Genomic DNA, 17,902 nt, shown 5'->3' on the forward strand with positions numbered 1-17,902 from the left:
TGGGGTTGAACTTATTTACGATTACGGCGACGTAATGCCGATAATCCCAACAGACTCAGTAAACTGATAAGTCCGGTGCTACCGCCGCTGCCATCATGTGTTTCTTCTTTGATATCAGCCACTAATGCATCACGACTTGCGACTTCGATATCTAATGAAACCGTAGAACCATCAACCACTGTTCCGTCACGTTCCAGTGTCACTTTGGCAGTGAAACGAGCAGATGGAGCACCAAACACTTCGAAGTTCACCAACGTTTCGCCGTCTTGAGTTAATACCACATTCGGTTCAACCAATTGGCTCATGTCTAATTTAGCTTCATCATCTTTTGGTGTGAGCTTAATCTTAGCGATATCACCCGCCATAGCCCCTGCAGCTTCAGGGATCTGATATGGCACTTTAATCAACTTATTAAGCTTGGTTAAATAGATAGGCGTGCTTGAGTCAGCTTCACCAGGTAAATAACTTAGTGTCACAAGCGCTGGATCATGATCCGACGAGCGGAAGTGATCTTCTGCATAAAACTTGTTGTACTCGTTATCGTAGTCGCCTTTATATTCATTGTTGTAATCGTACAAGCTAGATTCAGCAGCATTAATGTGCCAATCCGATGCATCAATCACACGATCTTCAAGCGATGGAGAAATTAAGATGTGATCTAATGAGCCCACTTCGTCGTTATAAGAATAACTCCAAGGTGTTTTGCCTTTTTCTTCAAAGACTTTAGAAATAATATCGATGTAACCGTAGCTTTGTGTAATTGCCACAGGTGACCCATCGCTATTAAATTGCGGCTTAGTACCAACAAAGGTATGGCTTGCTGTCATCAAGGCTTTATTACGTGGGTTTTCGGTCAGAACCAGTAACGGATCCTCTTTAGCATAAGCATTTAAATCACCTAAGATGATGCTATCGCCTTCAACAGACTTTAACTCTTCAGCTAAATGTACTGCACCAGAAATACGGAACTCAGAACACGAACCTTGGTAATCAAGATCTGGCGCATCATCAGTCCATTTAGTGGCATCACCAAACTCAACACCTTGCCAGTCTTCCCAACAGGTTGACCCTTTAGATTTAAAGTGATTAACCGCTAAGGTTAAACGCTTACCTGTTTGGTTTACCATGAAGGTGACAACTAGCGCATCACGATGATAGTTTTGACCACTTTCTAGGATCTCATCGTTGTTGTCCTTAATGACTTCGTTATTGTCATTAACAATGGTAGGCGCTTTTTGTTGTGGCATTGTCACAACTCGTGTGCGTTCAATACTCAGCTTGCTTGGGCGATAAATAATACCCGTTGCAATTGCATCAGAACCTAAAGCATCTAACTCATCAAGCATTTGGTTACCGTTGTGGTCGAAACCAACAAACACATAACGGTTCTCTGTTGAGTAAGGCTTATCAAAGTTATCGGCATACTCATCGTTATAGTAAACGTTAACTTCATTGACTAAATCTGCAATCGCACTTTTTAGTCCATAACCATTGTTTTCAATTTCCATCAAACCAACAACGTCAGCATCGAGTGCACGAATGGCTTCAACTAACTTAGTTTTCTGTTGGATGAATTCATTGTAGGTATCAGCACCACGGCTTTGGCCGAATTGGTTTTGATCACCGCCAAATGGCGAATTAAAGTAATTGAATAGGTTTTGACTTGCGATACGAATAGCAAATTCATCATCGGCTACTGTTTCATCAATATCAGGGCTATCAGTTCTTGGCAGGTTGTGAACAAAGTTATTGCTCGTTAGCTCATTGGTAACTGTTAAGGTGTAGTCGCCGTAGCTGTAACTAATCACACCTTCCATACCCACTACACTGTCATCAATGCGAATGTAATTATTTTCAGGTGCAACTGAAAAATTAGGGTAATAAGGGATATTGTCATTACTTGCCTGTGTCGCGCTTTCAATCACTAAGCGATAGTCATTATTTTGCGCTGCAGCTGCAATTGACTCAGGAGTACCAGCAACATTTAACTGATTTGGCTGCATGTTAGGACGCATATAAGCCAACGTCATATTGTTGCGGAAACTGTCGTAGTTAAAGCTGAAACTACGAGAAACACGCATGTCTTGATTACCCTCTTGTTGAGGATTCAAGTCTTCTGGTAGATTTACAACCATGCCTTCGTAACGTGCTAATGTGGTTTCAAAAGAACCACCATCAGAATCGAGTATTTCGATATCTGTAGCAACAGTCGCAGTAAAGTCACTGTTAGTGATTTCCCAGTTTTCGGCACTTAACTGAGTTTGACCATAGCTTTCTGCAACATCACTACCTAAACAAACGGTGCGGCCGACAAGTTGGCTATCAGCGCTACCACTTTCAACAAAAATACCGTCAGACGTTAATGGATTACCATCTGCAACTTCATCGCGTAGATAGAAACCTTTCTTAGGTAGGTCAACAACAGCAGTTACCACACCTTGCACTGCAACCGCTTCACCTTTTAGTGGAGACTCGCCACCAGTACCTTGAATGTCACTGATGCGGGTTAAATTTTCACATACAAATGGAACATATGATTCAGCAAGATTTGGCGCACCAACTGTGCTCATATCCAGTGGCGTAATCACTTCCCACTGCGATGCATCAAAGTCACTTGACGGTGTTGGCGCATTGCCTTCACTGTCTTGGCGACGACGTAAAGTTGTGTCTTCAGCCCATACGCTTGTATTATCCGCAGCGCCAACTCGGTCAATGATCACATCACCGTTTTAATATAAAAACCGTCATTACCGCTTAAGTAAAAATCACTGTAATTACCATTACCTTCACCAATAACGAAAGCTCCGCCATTATCAGTAATGATTTGTTTGTACTCGTCACTCGCAGCCGAATTAAGTACAACAACAGATTTACCCGCTTCAACTGTAATACCGGTTAATAGCGGCTCACCTTCAGCTGTTAACATTTGATTTTCGTATTTACCATTACCCCACATAAATGCGGCAGTTTCATCGGTAAAAGTGAAAGATTCAGTTGCGTGAGTATTCGTAATTTCTACAGAGCCAACTTCAGCACCATAATTTTTTTGCACCATTTCGGTGATCAGTAGATCGTTGACGCCAGCGTTGGCACCTACACTGATGACACTGGCGATTGCCAGTGAAAGGAAACTTTTCTTCATAGTAAACTCGATAATTGTTTAACTGAAAATGAAACTAGAAGTACATGCGTACGTATGCATAGCCGGCTTCTGGCGCTTCGCCTACACGACCTTCAACAGACAACACAATGTCTCTTGCTGGACGGTAATTAAAACCTACGCTTGCCCAGCGACGATCTTTGCCATATTCAGCGGGTAATTCCGTGAAGTCATAGTTCGGGCTTTCAACATCCCAACTCTCATACTCTTCATGGTTAGCTGAAGCTATAAATTCCCAAGATTCATTCAGTTGGTATTTACCGCTTAACGTGAGGCCATAATTACGGAACGTTTCATAAGCGAGATACACATCGCCACTTTTACGTGTTGCAAGATCTTCATCTTCAATAAAACCATTTAAGCCTAATGCAATATCAGAGGTCACTTGAACACGCATGCCAAGTCCAAATAACTGCTGTTCGCCATACTTAGATTCACCTTCTGAACCGCCACGCGCTTCAACACCAGCAACAACAGAAACAACGTCTGACATCCAACCGACGTAGCCATTTACAATGTCACCTTGAGGTGAACCATTCTTATGCTTTCCTTCATAAGAATAAGAAACGCCGTAAAGCAGATGATCGAACTTAGCTTCGTACTTAACCGTGTTTTCTTGATCGCCCGCTTCACCAGTTTCAACAGACTTATTAAATGTAAAATCACCGAAATGATCGTATTCATCAAAAGCGGTATCCGTTAAACCAAGTTCAACCCAATGATGATCATCAAACATATAACCGACATACATCTTGTCGATAGCAAGTTCAAATTCGCCGTCACCACCTAGCCAATTGCGACGTTGATAATCCAACTCCAATCTGTATATGTAGTTTGAGCGCTGTCCTTTTACTCCCAAGGTTGCAAAACTGTCATCAACATACCCTTTGGTGTCATAAAACTCGTCATGGTTGTAATCTGAATTAGTACCAAAATGGCCACCAACACCCACTTCACCATAAAGGTCAAGGTAATCCCCATTGTCCTCTTGTTGTAATGTCACTGCACTGGCAGTTGTCATACAAAACAAAGAGGCTAATGCGATTGCAACTGTTGTTTTTTTAAGCATCGCGTTTATTTCCATTAGTAAACTTCAGTGACTTCATTTGAAGGCTGAATTCTGACTTATTTATTATTTGTGTGAGGTTGACTTATTGACGATGAACATATTGGAAGAGTTTTCATATTTAAAAAACTTATTAATAAAAACCGAACAAAAGATATTCAAAGAAATGTAAACCAAGCAAAAACAGAGGTGAATTAACACTGTTAACACTCGATTTGTTAATAACCAGTTAATATTAACTTGTAAAAAGCAGGAATAAATTGAACAAAAAACACTCAATTTTAAAGCGGCATTTTAAAACCCCAATATTTACATTGTCATTACATTTGTTTGATTAACTTATATAAGAAGTCGTCACAATCAACATTCGAATATTAAGCAAGTTACATATGTATAGCAAGGCACAGATAGAGATCTACATCACAAAACATAAGCACTACCAAAGCTTAACAAAAGAGAAATAATCTATACATTATATGCACTTAACTTACTACCAAGTGATACAAGAACCTAAACATAATTAACCGTATTGCAAAACAATAGAGTGATATAAAAAGGAGGTTTTTAATAAAAATAACGCCACACAAAAACAACAACTGGAAACCACCACAAAATAAACCAAACAAACATAGACTTAACCAAAAACAATGATAGATATTTAAATTGTAATATTACAAATATAGTTCGAAATAAAAAACAGAGATAAAAAATCAACAAATATTAAATAAGATACAAATTTACACAAACTGTTATTTAATCGATTTAGTTACACTTATATTCATCACATGCGACGTTAAATTAAAATCAAAGTTATTTAGTTACAAAAAGAACACAAAAAAGCTGATTTAGTAATGTAAAACAGTTTCTCGAGCGGATTGACTTTACTTTTTAGCAACAAATATGTTCTTAATTCATTCAATTTAGCGTCTTGCCAAAAAAAAGAGCGAGAAGATGAAGCTCAATCGCACAAGGTTATACTGCTAAAAATGAATCAGCATATTTATACAGCGTAAATGAGGCATTGAAGAGTCTGCTTGATATGCGCAGAGTTGGAACTGATGTTAATTGATTGGCTAAGTTAGGAGAGACTAGGTTAAGAGAGGCTAGGTTAAGAAAGGCTGGTAATAGTGGTTAGCTAAGAGCTTCTGGAAACATACTAAGGTTATCAGTGAAAGTTTGAGCGTTAATTTAGGCGGCACGGTCAAATCTGTATAACAGCCGCCCATAAACACAATGATGTATCGACAGCTTTTTTATTAATAGTCGAAACCAATTTGCGCTTTGATACCGTCATTAAAAGCATGCTTAATCGGTTGTACTTCGCTTACGGTATCTGCCAATTCGATAATATCGCGGTGACAGGCACGTCCAGTAATAATCACATGCTGCATTGGTGGACGATTATTCAGCGCCTCTATCACACGGGCTAAATCGATATACTTATATGTCACCATATAAGTTAGCTCATCTAATAACACTAGGTTTATCGATTCATCTTTAAGTAACTTCTCGGCATCTTGCCAAGCAGACTCCGCAGCAGCCACGTCTTTTTCACGATCTTGGGTTTCCCAAGTAAATCCTGTGCCCATGACATAGAATTCAACCCCAACTTTTTCAAGTAGATTACGCTCTCCGCACTCCCATCCACCTTTAATGAATTGCACAACGGCCGCCTTTTGTCCATGACCAACACAACGTGTCACAGCACCAAAACCAGACGTTGATTTACCTTTACCATTGCCCGTAAGCACTAATAAAATGCCCTTTTCATCTTGAGCTGCAGCAATTTTTGCATCGACACCTTCTTTGAGTTTTTGCTGGCGAGCTTTATGACGTTGCGCCTTAGTATCAGCATGATTAACCTCTGTTGATTCAATGCTGTTATTGGTGACATTTTCAGACTTTTCCATTAAAGACTTCCTGTTAATTTATCCATATCAAGATGTGTTTCTAACACATCCGTTAATCTTTCTAATTGTTGCTCTCGAATTTGATTAATATCCAACGACTCAGCAGATGAAAGTCCTGCCCAGCGTAAAATCAGTTGGCAAGCATCGGGGTTGTCAAATAACCCGTGCATATAGCATCCCAGTATCTGATTATCATGACTTACTTGTCCGTCAAAACGAAGCGAAGGTAATCCTGTTTGTTCATCCTCTTCGTTATTACCGATATTCTTATTAGCAACGCTATTAACGCTGGTATTAGCGCTGGTATTAGCTTGTTCATAAAAAATTTCTATAGGTTGATTCAGGTTAGCCTCAGCCAATAAGTGACTTTCACCACAATGAATTTCATAACCTGACACCGCTACCTTATAGTCATCAAGCTGTAAGTAACCGCTTACTTTGGTAAGTAATTTTTCATTCGTGAGTGTGGTGTTTAATGCTAACAAGCCTAAACCTTTGCTTGAGCCGGCTTCGTCTTCAATGCCTAATGGGTCATCAATGTGATGGCCTAACATCTGATATCCGCCACAGATACCAATGACTTTACCGCCATACCGTAAGTGCTTATTAACCAGCTTGTCCCAGCCTTGCTCACGCATGAAAGCTAAATCGGCGCGCACATTTTTGCTGCCTGGCATGATAATTAAGTCGGCGGCAGGCGGCAGTGATTTCGCTTGGTTTTGTTGACTTATATAATGAAAATCAATCTGTGGATGTAAGCGAAGCGGGTCAAAATCAGTGTGATTACTGATCCTGGGAAACACAAATACAAGCACAGTGATTTTTTGCTGATGCTCGATAACGTCACTCGTTTTTAAAGGGCTATCAATCAAGGCATCTTCTGCATCAAGGTGTAAATCATGTAAGTAAGGTAATACCCCTAATACTGGCTTATTAGTATAACTTTCAAGCCAGTCAATTCCCGACTGCAACAAACTAATGTCGCCTCTAAATCGGTTAATAACAAAGCCTTTCACTCTGGATTGCTCAGATAAACTTAACAGCGCTAAAGTGCCTACAAGGTGTGCAAAAACGCCGCCCTTGTCGATATCTGCAATAATAATGACAGGGCAATCAACGGCTTCAGCAAAGCCCATATTAGCAATATCACCCTCACGTAAATTAATCTCTGCTGGGCTACCAGCACCTTCAACGATGACCATGTCATATTGATGCGTTAATCGCTCAAATGATTGCAAAACAGCATTCATCGCTGTTGCTTTATAATGGCGACTTTCTGGGCCAAAAAACGTTTTGGCCTCTAATGAAGTCAGTGCTTTACCATGAATGATGATTTGCGCTCCCGTATCAGAGCTTGGCTTTAACAGTACAGGATTAAAGTCAGTATGTGGTTCAAGCTGACATGCAATCGCTTGCAATGCTTGAGCTCGACCTATCTCGCCGCCGTCTTCTGTGACTGCACTATTTAACGCCATATTTTGGGGTTTAAATGGCGCAACCTGCGTGCCTTTTCTGGCAAATAAGCGACATAAGCCTGCCACTAAGGTGCTCTTACCTGCATCAGATGTGGTGCCTTGCACCATTAAGGTTAACGCTTTACCCGCTTGATAAGAATGGGGCTTACTCAACAGATGTAGTATTTCCGAATCATCAGTATCAGCTTGAGTCACATCTTGGGGGGCAGTGTTCATATGGCGTTGCTGCTGGCTTTCGGGCTTTTCTTGATTGCTCATTAACGCCAATCATCCTTCAAATTTGGGTTATGTAAGTAAGTGATGACATGATGTCATTTCAACATTGACGCATTATTTTATTGAGATGGGAATGCCCGCGACCACTAGGCTAACCTTATCAGCTTGCGCAGCAATAGCTTGATTAAGCCAACCAGCCTCATCAGCAAAACGACGAGTTAACTCCCCTAACGGAACAATCCCTGACCCCACTTCATTACTGATAAAAATCACCTGCCCTTTTAATGACGGTAAACAAGCTAGCAAAGCTTGCTTTTGCTGTTGCCATAAGTCATCCACACCATTACGGTGCGTTTCTTCACTAGCAATTAAGTGATTAGATAAATATAAGGTGAGGCAATCGACTAATATTACGCAATCATCAGCGTGGTAGTTTTGCAATGTTGAGGCTAATGCCATTGGTGTTTCAATTAATTGCCATGGCAGATTGGAGTCAACTCTATCTTGCTGATGTTTGGCTATTCTGGCCGTCATTTCATCATCTAAAGCTGTGGCAGTAGCAACGTAAACACAACGAAAACCTTGCTCAGCATACTGCTTTGCAATAGACTCACCGTATCGACTTTTCCCTGAACGGGCTCCGCCTAAAACTAGATGGATCATGTTGATAAACCTATGGTTAAAATAATGCAGTAGCAGACAATTTCGCTAACTTGCTGCGCAGCCCCTAACGTGTCGCCAGTGTAACCACCAATTTGACGATTAAATCCCCATACCAGTAATTGTCTTGTGGCCACTAACGCTAATAATAGAACAAACGCCAATACACCGTTTAAACAAGCCAGCACGACAAAGCCGCTTAAACATAAAATCAATAAATCATTAATGTGCTGATATTGAGCCAAAGGCTTTGACTTACTGCCGTCATCTTCGGTGACATATTGCTCCGAAAAAATCATGCTTGCTGCAACAACTCGACTTAAAGGATGCGCTACAATCAGTGCAATTGCTGCTTTAAGTGGGCTGTATAGGGCAATTTCAACCAATAGTTGCCATTTTAACAATAAGGTTAACCCGATGGCTAAAGTGCCATAAGTCCCTATTCTAGAGTCTTTCATAATGCGTAGCTTATCAGCGACTTTCCAGCCGCCACCAAAGCCGTCAGCCGTATCAGCAAGGCCATCTTCATGAAAGCCTCCTGTCATTAATACGCTGGCGATAATCGCCAAGATCACTGCAACACCGTTAGGCAGCACTAATTGGCTTAACCAAAACACGCTCGCACTCATTGCGCCAACCAGTAACCCCACCACACCAAAATAACGACTGGCTTTATTTAACTTTTCACTGTCAAATTCAACCCAATTAGGTATAGGAATACGAGTAAAAAAACTCACCGCAATGAGCAATAGGTTAAGCTGTTTTTTCAACCAACTGGCACGATTTACAGAGCCTGATTGCAACGACATTCATCATCCTTTGTTAGTTAAGTGTAATCTTGACTTAGCTAGCGTTGCTTCATTAACTGAGCACAGGCAAAGCCATAACTTAAACCACATTACTGACACCAGCTTTGTCAAAACTGGCCATATCATTGTAAAAATTGACCGCCGCTTGAATCATAGGTAATGACAACGCAGCGCCTGTGCCTTCACCCAAACGTAAACCCAGCGACAATAAAGGTTTAGCATCTAACGCTTGTAGCATTTTTGGGTGGCCTTGCTCATCGGATTGATGGGCAAAAATAAGGTAGTCTCTAGCACTTGGGTGTAATGCCACCGCAACTAACGCTGCCGCCGTTGCGATAAAGCCGTCTATCACCACCAGCATTTTCTTTTCTGATGCCGCTAAAATTGCGCCAGTCATTTGCACAATTTCAAAGCCACCTAAGCAAGCCAGTACATTTACAGGATCATGAATTTTGTCGCGGTGAAGATTCATTGCAACCGTTAATAACTCACGTTTAAGTGCAAAGGACTCATCATCAATGCCAGTCCCACGTCCAACACACTCTTTGACATCTAATTTTAGCATCGCAGCCATTATTGCTGCCGCTGAAGATGTATTACCAATCCCCATTTCCCCTAATGCAATAAGATTGCAGCCAGAATCAAAATGTCGCTGCACTAGGTCATTGGCAAAACTAAAACCATCTTTTACTGCGAGTAAATCCATTGCTTGTTTTTGATGAATAGCCTGAGTACCGGCTCCTAGCCTATGATCAGTCACTTTAGGGTGGTCGCTAGGGGTTAACATACCGCAATCAATGACTTCCAGATTCAATCCCATTTGACGACAAAACACATTAATCGCCGCACCGCCACTCGCAAAATTGTTCACCATTTGCTGAGTCACTGCACTAGGCGCAATCGACACCCCGTGATTTGCGATGCCGTGATCACCTGCAAAGACCAACATTGCTGGCTGATTAATGGCTAACTTTTGGCGGTTATTAAATGGTTCAGTTAACTGTACTTGCGCTATTTGCTTTGCCAACGACTCAAGTGAGCCTAATGCCCCTAGCGGTTTGGTTTTTTGGTTTATTTTATGTTGGATCTGTTCATCATTAAGATGATTAACGGGATCAACTGCGAACATACTTCATACTCCCAAATGCGCCTAGCGGCGGTGACGTAACACAAATAAGAAAAACACACTACCAATTGCCGCAGTAATTATACCGACAGGCAATTCTTGGTTGGACAACAAACAACGAGCTAATACATCAATCCACACCATAAATAAGCCCCCTACAAACACTGTTGTAAAAATAGGTTGCTGGCCAGGAAAGAGTAACCTTACAGTATGAGGGATCATCAAGCCTACAAAGCCGATACCACCACAACTGGCGACTAATGTTGCTGTAATCAGCGAGCACAGAATCAGCATATATAGCCTTAATCTGGCGACATTGACCCCTAGTGAGTGGGCAGTTTCATCCCCAGCTTGTATCGCAATCACTTGACGCTTGAACGCCAGAATAATTATCACGCTTGAGCACACTACAACAGCTGGGATAATCAAACCTGACCAACTGGCTTTGGCAAAACTTCCAAGGCTCCAGAACAAAACAGACGCCGCTGCTTGAGGGCTTGAGAAATACAGCACTAAGCTAGTTAATGCGCCAAACATAAAAGAGGTAGCGACCCCTGAGAGCAGCATTCTTTCCACCTGACTTGCTCTGCCAAAACCCGATAACGACAGCACTAATAGCACTGAAAAAAGCGCACCGATAAATGCCCCGACAGGAAGACTTAATGATGACCAAGACCACCACGCATCATGACTAAATAACCCTGACCGGTAAATCGCGCCAGCCCATAAGCTATCGGACTTTGAAAGCCATTGCTGCACTAAGCCTTGAGTGCCGAAAAAACTCAACACCAACACAGCGCCAAAAGAGGCACCAGAACTTATACCAAATAAATAGGGATCAGCTAATGGGTTTCTCGTAACAGTTTGCAACACGCTGCCAGCCAAAGCTAAGCCGGCACCAGCAATAAACGCCAATATAATCCGTGGCATACGCAACTCAAACACAATACGTTCAGTTATTGCCGTTACGCCATCAGTGCTTGCAGAAGCGCCCAACATGGGTTCTGTAAAAAGTAAAAAAACTTGTCCGAAACTAATATTTGCTGCACCAAAACTGGCTGCTGCAATTGGGGTAATTAAGGTCATCAATGCTGTCAATGCCAATAAGCATTTATGGCGAAGGGAATAAGTCGCAAACATTAAATCCCCTCCTTGTTATCTTGTTGCCGTGTTTGATGATGGGGATGCTCATCTTGATAACCGTAAAAATAGGTAATCAATGGCTTACCATGTTGGGGATGGCGATTAACTTGGCAGCAAACACCAAACACATCGCCGATAATCTGCTCGGTTAACACTTGATCTGGTAACCCTTGAGCTATACACGCGCCCTGATTTAACAATAACAACCTATCACACACTGCGCTGGCTAAGTTCAGATCGTGAATTGACGCTATAACACTGATCCCCAACTGGCGCACCAATTCTAAAATTTGGATCTGATAACGAATATCTAAATGATTAGTTGGCTCATCAAGGATTAACAACTGCGGTTTTTGTACAATAGCTCTGGCAATAAGTGCACGCTGCTTTTCGCCTCCAGAAAGCTGTTCATATTGTTGGCTTGCTTTTAACGCCAAACCGACTTTATCTAGCGCTTTCATCACATTATGTTTATCAGCTTGAGTATCTGTTTCAAATAGCCCTTTATGAGGCGTTAATCCCATTGCCACGATTTGTTCACAGCTCATTGCAAAATAATGCGGAGTCTCTTGTTGAACGACAGCAACTTTTGTCGCTAAATGCTTTTGGCTGATGCGGCTAATATCTTCACCAAACAAGGTGATCTGGCCTCTATCTGGTGAGATATAACGATACAAGCAGCGCAATAAACTGGACTTGCCTGCGCCATTTGGACCAATCAGTCCCAGCATTTCACCTTGTTGCAGTGAAAAGCTGACATTGGAAAGAATCGCCTGTTGTTGCACTGACCAATAAAGTCGAGTCACCTTAAGCGCCTCACCCATTGAGCCATCTCGTTGCTGCTGATTTTGAGTCATGAAGCCGTCGCCAGAAAAGCAGACTTAATACGTAAAGCACACACACTGACGCGTTGAGCATCTAATGCGACGTGACCTGACAAGCAATGACCTAATCTAGCTAGGTTCTGACACATAAGCGCAATACAATCTAATGCAGCGCCATGTATTACAGTGGTATAAAACATGAATTCTCCGCCTGAGTCACCCGCTCAGGTTGATTAAAGGCACTGGATAGTGAATAAATGCAGTGCGTAAAAGGCTGTGAACCATCATAAAAAAGCTAGGTATCTGACTTAGTTATTTGTAAAAAATAACATTACAGTTGCGGGTACAGTTCATGCTAATCAATCTGACCTTAAGTCAAGTTGAACCATGATTCCCTATTCATCCGTTAGTATGACAAAACAGATTAACTTTATTTATACTTAAACGATAGCGACAATAATCCATCTGCGATCGCGACCTATTTTATGCTTTCTTACAGATTTAGATAACACGTAAAAAAGTATGTAAAGATTGTACGCTAAATTAAGGGCTTGTTCAGCAAAAACGCGCTGATGTGCCCCCTATTATTGACTCTATGCAGACCAATGAAGTTGAAACTTAGGCTCGCTGCTTTCATCTGCCCAAAAAACTGAAATAGAAACCGTCGCGGCGTAATCAATGGATAAGGTGTTATATATGCCTTGGCATTGTTCAAGACCAAGCACCAAAGCAATAATGGTGCGTATGACACCACCATGAGTGACAATAATAGCCAACGGTTCAGGGGTATTTGTTGCTAACTCAGAACGATTTACGTTAAGCTCAGGGCTGTTACCTTTAAGCTCAGGGCTGTTCGCCACCTGACGTAATTGCTGACACACCTTGTTAAAACCAGATGCGACACGCGTTTCAAATTCACTCATCGACTCTGCATTCGGTGGTGTATGTTGCCAAGGATTGTCCCAGTATTGATTAATCTTATCGCCAAACTGTTCGTATAAAGAATCAAATGACACCCCATCCCAGTCACCAAAATCAATTTCGGCCAACTCAGGCATCAACTGCACCGCAGGTAATGGCGTGTTGACTGACTGATGAGCCTCATCATTCATTTCACTTAAGGCAGTGTTAGCAGTATTTAACTCAGTAAATAACCCATGAGTAAAATGCTGGCAGCGTTGTAAAGGTGAGCTTATCAAGCTTACTTTCGGAAAATGAGGCACAAAATCAATCTGCTTAATACGATTTAGCATCGTAGCCGCACCGAGTTCGCTCAAATTAACATCCGTTTTTCCACGCAATATATTGCCGCCTTCACATTGTCCGTGTCGCAGTAATACTATCTTAGCGTGTGATAATCTAGTCACTCTAGGCTCCCTTTTTATACATCCCTGCACGTTTACCGTTCACAAAACCTGTTATCTGCACCAAGTTCAGCATTATTCATCATACTGGACTGACTTAGTGCATTCTGACACTTGCTCTTGGAAACAAACTTCACGTATTATGGACGTCTATACGTTTAAATGTCCAAACAAATATTAATGCTGAATACTTTTACGAAGCGAGTTTGACTTAGGCCGCCTTTTATATAGTGCAAAACAAGGTATGCTAATTTCTCAAGTTTCGAATATTCACATAATAAGAAATAGCTAATAGCAACTGCTAGCATAGCAATAAAGGTACTCAAATATGGCGAAGTCGACTTCCTACAGTCAGGTTCTTGAACAACTTACCAATACGCTAAAAGAGCGTATCGTGATCCTCGATGGTGCCATGGGGACAATGATCCAAGACTATAAATTGGAAGAAGAAGATTACCGTGGCGAGCGCTTCAAAGACTGGCATTGCGATGTGAAAGGCAATAATGACATGCTGGTATTAAGCCAGCCTCAGATTATTAAAGATATTCACACTAAGTACATGTTAGCGGGCGCTGACATTATCGAAACCAACACCTTTAACGCCACAACTATTGCGATGGCTGATTACGACATGCAAAGCTTGTCGGCTGAAATCAACCTCGAAGGCGCTAGAGTTGCCCGCGCCGCCGCTGACGAAGTAGAAGCACAAACAGGCATTAAACGTTATGTTGCAGGTGTTCTCGGGCCAACCAACCGTACTTGTTCGATTAGCCCAGATGTGAATGATCCCAGTTTTCGTAATGTCAGTTTCGATGAGCTTGTTGATGCCTATGTCGAATCCACCACTGCATTAATTGAAGGTGGCGCAGATATCATTATGGTAGAAACCATCTTTGATACTCTCAATGCCAAAGCCGCCCTATTTGCCATTGAAACCGTGTTTGATACTTTAGGCGATCGCCTGCCAGTAATGATATCAGGCACGATTACCGATGCCTCAGGCCGGACATTAACCGGACAAACCACTGAAGGTTTTTATAACTCACTGCGCCACATCAAACCGATTTCTATTGGCCTTAACTGTGCATTAGGCCCTAAAGAGTTACGTCCATACGTAGAAGAATTATCTCGCATTGCAGAATGTCATGTCTCAGCGCATCCCAACGCCGGCCTGCCGAACGAATTTGGCGGTTACGATGAAACGCCAGAAGAGATGGCCGAGGTTATTATCGACTGGGCAGCAGAAGGCATGCTGAATATTGTTGGCGGTTGTTGTGGTAGCACACCAGCACATATCAGCGCGATTCGTGATGCCGTTATCACCCATGCACCTCGCACTATCCCTGACATCCCTGTTGCGTGTCGTTTATCTGGGCTTGAACCGTTAACCATCGATGGTGACTCATTATTTGTTAACGTTGGCGAGCGCGCGAACGTCACAGGCTCTGCTAAATTCTTACGTTTAATTAAAGAAGAAAAGTTTGAAGAAGCCTTAGATGTAGTACGCGAGCAAGTTGAAAACGGCGCGCAAATCATCGACGTCAACATGGATGAAGGCATGCTTGATGGCGCAGAGTCGATGAAAAAGTTCTTAAACTTAATCGCCTCAGAGCCAGACATTTCTCGTGTGCCTATTATGATTGACTCATCTAAATGGGATGTCATTGAAGCAGGCCTTAAATGCGTACAAGGCAAATCCATTGTTAACTCAATTTCAATGAAAGAAGGCGAAGAAGCCTTTATCAAACAAGCCACCTTAGTGAAACGCTATGGCGCTGCTGCTATTGTCATGGCCTTTGATGAAGACGGCCAGGCCGATACCCGAGCCCGTAAAACTGAAATTTGTACGCGTGCTTATCGTGTATTAGTTGATGTGGTTGGCTTTCCACCTGAAGACATTATTTTTGACCCTAATATTTTTGCGATTGCCACCGGAATTGAAGAGCACGACAATTACGCTGTCGACTTTATTGAGTCGATTAAAGACATCAAAGCCACGTTACCCTATGCGATGATCTCTGGCGGTGTATCGAATGTGTCTTTCTCGTTCCGTGGCAACAACCCAGTGCGTGAAGCCATTCATGCGGTGTTTTTATACCATGCGATTCAAGCAGGTATGGACATGGGGATTGTTAACGCGGGTCAATTAGCCATTTATGATGATATCGACCCTGAACTTAAAGAAAAAGTTGAAAACGTGGTGCAAAATTTACCTTGCCCCGTTGCTGATTCAACCAATACAGAACAACTGCTTGATGTCGCTGAAAAGTTTCGTGGTGACGGTAAACAAGTCGCGAAAAAAGAAGATTTAGCATGGCGAGGTTGGCCTGTTGAAGAGCGCTTATCCCACGCCTTAGTTAAAGGGATTACCGAATTTATTAACCAAGACACTGAAGAAGCACGCCTACAAGCAGTCCGTCCACTGGATGTGATTGAAGGGCCATTAATGAATGGCATGAATGTCGTCGGTGACTTATTCGGCGCAGGTAAAATGTTCTTGCCGCAAGTGGTGAAATCCGCCCGAGTGATGAAAAAAGCCGTGGCCTATTTAAATCCATTTATTAAAGCCGAAAAAGTGGAAGGTCAATCCAACGGTAAAATCCTCATGGTGACCGTTAAAGGTGATGTGCACGATATCGGTAAAAATATCGTTGGTGTGGTATTAGCTTGTAATGGTTATGAGGTGATTGATTTAGGCGTAATGGTACCCGTTGAGAAAATCATCGAAGTCGCCATTGCTGAAAACGTTGATATTATTGGCATGTCGGGACTGATTACCCCAAGCCTTGATGAAATGGTGCATAACGTTAAAGCCTTCCATAAAGCAGGTTTAACCATTCCATCCATCATTGGCGGCGCCACTTGCTCAAAAATTCATACCGCCGTAAAAATTGCCCCACACTCACCAACAGGGGCCATTTACATTGCCGATGCGTCTCGCGCCGTGCCAATGGTGTCAAAACTCATTAGTAATGACACACGCCAAGCCACCATTGATGAAGCGTATAACGAATACGACATGATGCGAGAAAAACGTTTATCACAGACTAAGCGTAAAACCATTGTGTCAATTGACGCTGCCCGTGAAAACCGCTGCCAGCATGATTGGGACAAGTACACACCATTCACACCTAATGTATTAGGTCGACAAGTATTTGATGACTACCCATTAGAAGACTTAGTTGATCGTATCGACTGGACCCCGTTTTTCCGAAGCTGGGAGCTACACGGCCGCTTCCCAGACATTCTTGATGATAAAGTCGTTGGTGAAGAAGCCCGTAAACTCTATAAAGATGGCAAAGCCATGCTTGAAACCATCATCAGTGAAAAATGGCTTACGGCCAAAGCCGTCATCGGCTTATTCCCAGCAAACACCGTCAATCATGACGACATTGAGCTTTACACAGACGAGACTCGCACCGAAGTTGAAATGACCACTCATCACTTACGCATGCAGCTTGAACGTGTGGGCAATGACAACTTCTGTTTGTCCGACTTTGTTGCGCCAAAAGACTCAGGTGTGGCCGATTACATGGGCGGCTTTGCGGTAACCGCAGGTCACGGTATCGACGAACATGTCGCACGCTTTGAAGCAAACCATGATGACTACAACGCGATTATGCTCAAATGTTTAGCTGACCGTTTAGCAGAAGCCTTTGCCGAACGTATGCATGAACGTGTACGTAAAGAATTTTGGGGTTATGCAGCAGATGAAGTGTTAGATAACGAAGCCCTCATCCGTGAAAAATACAAAGGCATTCGCCCAGCTCCAGGTTACCCAGCTTGCCCAGATCATACAGAAAAAGGCTTGCTGTGGGATTTACTCAAACCTGATGAAACTATTGGTTTGAACATCACAGAAAGCTACGCCATGTTCCCAACCGCAGCGGTATCAGGCTGGTACTTTGCCCACCCTAAATCACGCTATTTTGGTGTAACGAATGTAGGTAAAGATCAGGTTGAAGATTATGCTGCTCGTAAAGGCATGAGTATTGAAGAAACCGAACGTTGGTTAGCACCGGTTTTGGATTACGACCCTGAATAAGAGTGATCCAGAATAGAGAGTGATGTTGAGTAATCACTGATTACTCTGTTTCCAAACTTCGTTTGGATGATGGCGCTGCCATTTCAGCCTAACGGCTGGTTAAC

13 protein-coding genes and 1 riboswitch are annotated in these 17,902 nt (G+C 42.4%); of the genes, 1 reads left to right on the forward strand and 12 read right to left on the reverse strand.

Annotation, left to right across the window (positions count from 1 at the left end; translation table 11 throughout):
- Positions 1-11: 11 nt before the first annotated feature.
- From SJ2017_RS16495 to SJ2017_RS16545, 12 genes are all read right to left on the reverse strand, one after another.
- The gene (locus tag SJ2017_RS16495; protein ID WP_080916462.1) at positions 12-2,720 is read right to left on the reverse strand and encodes an ExeM/NucH family extracellular endonuclease; all 2,709 of its coding nucleotides are present in this window, start codon (positions 2,718-2,720) and stop codon (positions 12-14) included.
- The gene (locus tag SJ2017_RS16500; protein ID WP_080916463.1) at positions 2,717-3,142 is read right to left on the reverse strand and encodes a hypothetical protein; all 426 of its coding nucleotides are present in this window, start codon (positions 3,140-3,142) and stop codon (positions 2,717-2,719) included. The genes SJ2017_RS16495 and SJ2017_RS16500 overlap by 4 nt, the downstream gene beginning before the upstream one ends.
- A gap of 34 nt (positions 3,143-3,176) precedes the next feature.
- Positions 3,177-4,229 carry a hypothetical protein gene (locus tag SJ2017_RS16505; RefSeq protein WP_080916464.1) on the reverse strand — a complete coding sequence of 351 codons (1,053 nt, stop codon included), beginning with the start codon at positions 4,227-4,229 and terminating at the stop codon, positions 3,177-3,179.
- A gap of 1,253 nt (positions 4,230-5,482) precedes the next feature.
- Positions 5,483-6,136 carry a cob(I)yrinic acid a,c-diamide adenosyltransferase gene (gene cobO, locus SJ2017_RS16510; RefSeq protein ID WP_080916465.1) on the reverse strand — a complete coding sequence of 218 codons (654 nt, stop codon included), beginning with the start codon at positions 6,134-6,136 and terminating at the stop codon, positions 5,483-5,485.
- Positions 6,136-7,719: a cobyric acid synthase gene (locus tag SJ2017_RS16515; protein WP_244899812.1), complete on the reverse strand. Its 1,584-nt coding sequence runs from the start codon at positions 7,717-7,719 to the stop codon at positions 6,136-6,138. The genes cobO and SJ2017_RS16515 overlap by 1 nt, the downstream gene beginning before the upstream one ends.
- A 222-nt stretch (positions 7,720-7,941) precedes the next feature.
- Positions 7,942-8,490 carry a bifunctional adenosylcobinamide kinase/adenosylcobinamide-phosphate guanylyltransferase gene (cobU, locus tag SJ2017_RS16520; RefSeq protein ID WP_065108700.1) on the reverse strand — a complete coding sequence of 183 codons (549 nt, stop codon included), beginning with the start codon at positions 8,488-8,490 and terminating at the stop codon, positions 7,942-7,944.
- Positions 8,487-9,296 carry an adenosylcobinamide-GDP ribazoletransferase gene (locus tag SJ2017_RS16525; RefSeq protein ID WP_055023633.1) on the reverse strand — a complete coding sequence of 270 codons (810 nt, stop codon included), beginning with the start codon at positions 9,294-9,296 and terminating at the stop codon, positions 8,487-8,489. Before SJ2017_RS16525 ends, cobU begins: the two co-directional genes overlap by 4 nt.
- A gap of 79 nt (positions 9,297-9,375) precedes the next feature.
- A complete protein-coding gene (gene cobT / locus SJ2017_RS16530) occupies positions 9,376-10,425 on the reverse strand; it encodes a nicotinate-nucleotide--dimethylbenzimidazole phosphoribosyltransferase (RefSeq protein WP_080916467.1) in 1,050 nt (349 codons plus the stop codon).
- Positions 10,426-10,446: 21 nt separating this feature from the next.
- Positions 10,447-11,562: a FecCD family ABC transporter permease gene (locus SJ2017_RS16535; RefSeq protein WP_080916468.1), complete on the reverse strand. Its 1,116-nt coding sequence runs from the start codon at positions 11,560-11,562 to the stop codon at positions 10,447-10,449.
- Complete coding sequence (locus SJ2017_RS16540; RefSeq protein ID WP_244899710.1) at positions 11,562-12,422, reverse strand: ABC transporter ATP-binding protein; 861 nt, start codon at positions 12,420-12,422, stop codon at positions 11,562-11,564. Before SJ2017_RS16540 ends, SJ2017_RS16535 begins: the two co-directional genes overlap by 1 nt.
- Positions 12,419-12,589, reverse strand: coding sequence for a hypothetical protein (locus tag SJ2017_RS21515; protein WP_156003325.1), 171 nt, complete (start codon positions 12,587-12,589; stop codon positions 12,419-12,421). The genes SJ2017_RS16540 and SJ2017_RS21515 overlap by 4 nt, the downstream gene beginning before the upstream one ends.
- A gap of 77 nt (positions 12,590-12,666) precedes the next feature.
- Positions 12,667-12,836, reverse strand: a riboswitch (cobalamin riboswitch).
- Positions 12,837-12,982: 146 nt separating this feature from the next.
- Entirely contained in the window at positions 12,983-13,756 is a 774-nt protein-coding gene (locus tag SJ2017_RS16545; RefSeq protein WP_167692935.1) for a histidine phosphatase family protein, read from the reverse strand.
- 325 nt (positions 13,757-14,081) lie between these two features.
- Between SJ2017_RS16545 and metH the strand changes: the two genes are divergently transcribed.
- Positions 14,082-17,798, forward strand: coding sequence for a methionine synthase (metH, locus tag SJ2017_RS16550; protein WP_080916471.1), 3,717 nt, complete (start codon positions 14,082-14,084; stop codon positions 17,796-17,798).
- Positions 17,799-17,902: the final 104 nt, after the last annotated feature.

It is taken from the genome of Shewanella japonica (genome assembly GCF_002075795.1).
Lineage (GTDB): Bacteria > Pseudomonadota > Gammaproteobacteria > Enterobacterales > Shewanellaceae > Shewanella > Shewanella japonica.

Excerpts from the sequence above, each read along its gene's own strand:
- SJ2017_RS16515 (WP_244899812.1), bottom strand. The coding sequence starts at position 7,719 with ATGGTGCAAGGCACCACATCTGATGCAGGTAAGAGCACCTTAGTGGCA.
- SJ2017_RS21515 (WP_156003325.1), bottom strand. The coding sequence starts at position 12,589 with ATGTTTTATACCACTGTAATACATGGCGCTGCATTAGATTGTATTGCG.
- SJ2017_RS16525 (WP_055023633.1), bottom strand. The coding sequence starts at position 9,296 with ATGTCGTTGCAATCAGGCTCTGTAAATCGTGCCAGTTGGTTGAAAAAA.
- cobT (WP_080916467.1), bottom strand. The coding sequence starts at position 10,425 with ATGTTCGCAGTTGATCCCGTTAATCATCTTAATGATGAACAGATCCAA.
- cobU (WP_065108700.1), bottom strand. The coding sequence starts at position 8,490 with ATGATCCATCTAGTTTTAGGCGGAGCCCGTTCAGGGAAAAGTCGATAC.
- SJ2017_RS16535 (WP_080916468.1), bottom strand. The coding sequence starts at position 11,562 with ATGTTTGCGACTTATTCCCTTCGCCATAAATGCTTATTGGCATTGACA.
- SJ2017_RS16500 (WP_080916463.1), bottom strand. The coding sequence starts at position 3,142 with ATGAAGAAAAGTTTCCTTTCACTGGCAATCGCCAGTGTCATCAGTGTA.
- SJ2017_RS16505 (WP_080916464.1), bottom strand. The coding sequence starts at position 4,229 with ATGCTTAAAAAAACAACAGTTGCAATCGCATTAGCCTCTTTGTTTTGT.
- SJ2017_RS16540 (WP_244899710.1), bottom strand. The coding sequence starts at position 12,422 with ATGACTCAAAATCAGCAGCAACGAGATGGCTCAATGGGTGAGGCGCTT.
- metH (WP_080916471.1), top strand. The coding sequence starts at position 14,082 with ATGGCGAAGTCGACTTCCTACAGTCAGGTTCTTGAACAACTTACCAAT.
- cobO (WP_080916465.1), bottom strand. The coding sequence starts at position 6,136 with ATGGAAAAGTCTGAAAATGTCACCAATAACAGCATTGAATCAACAGAG.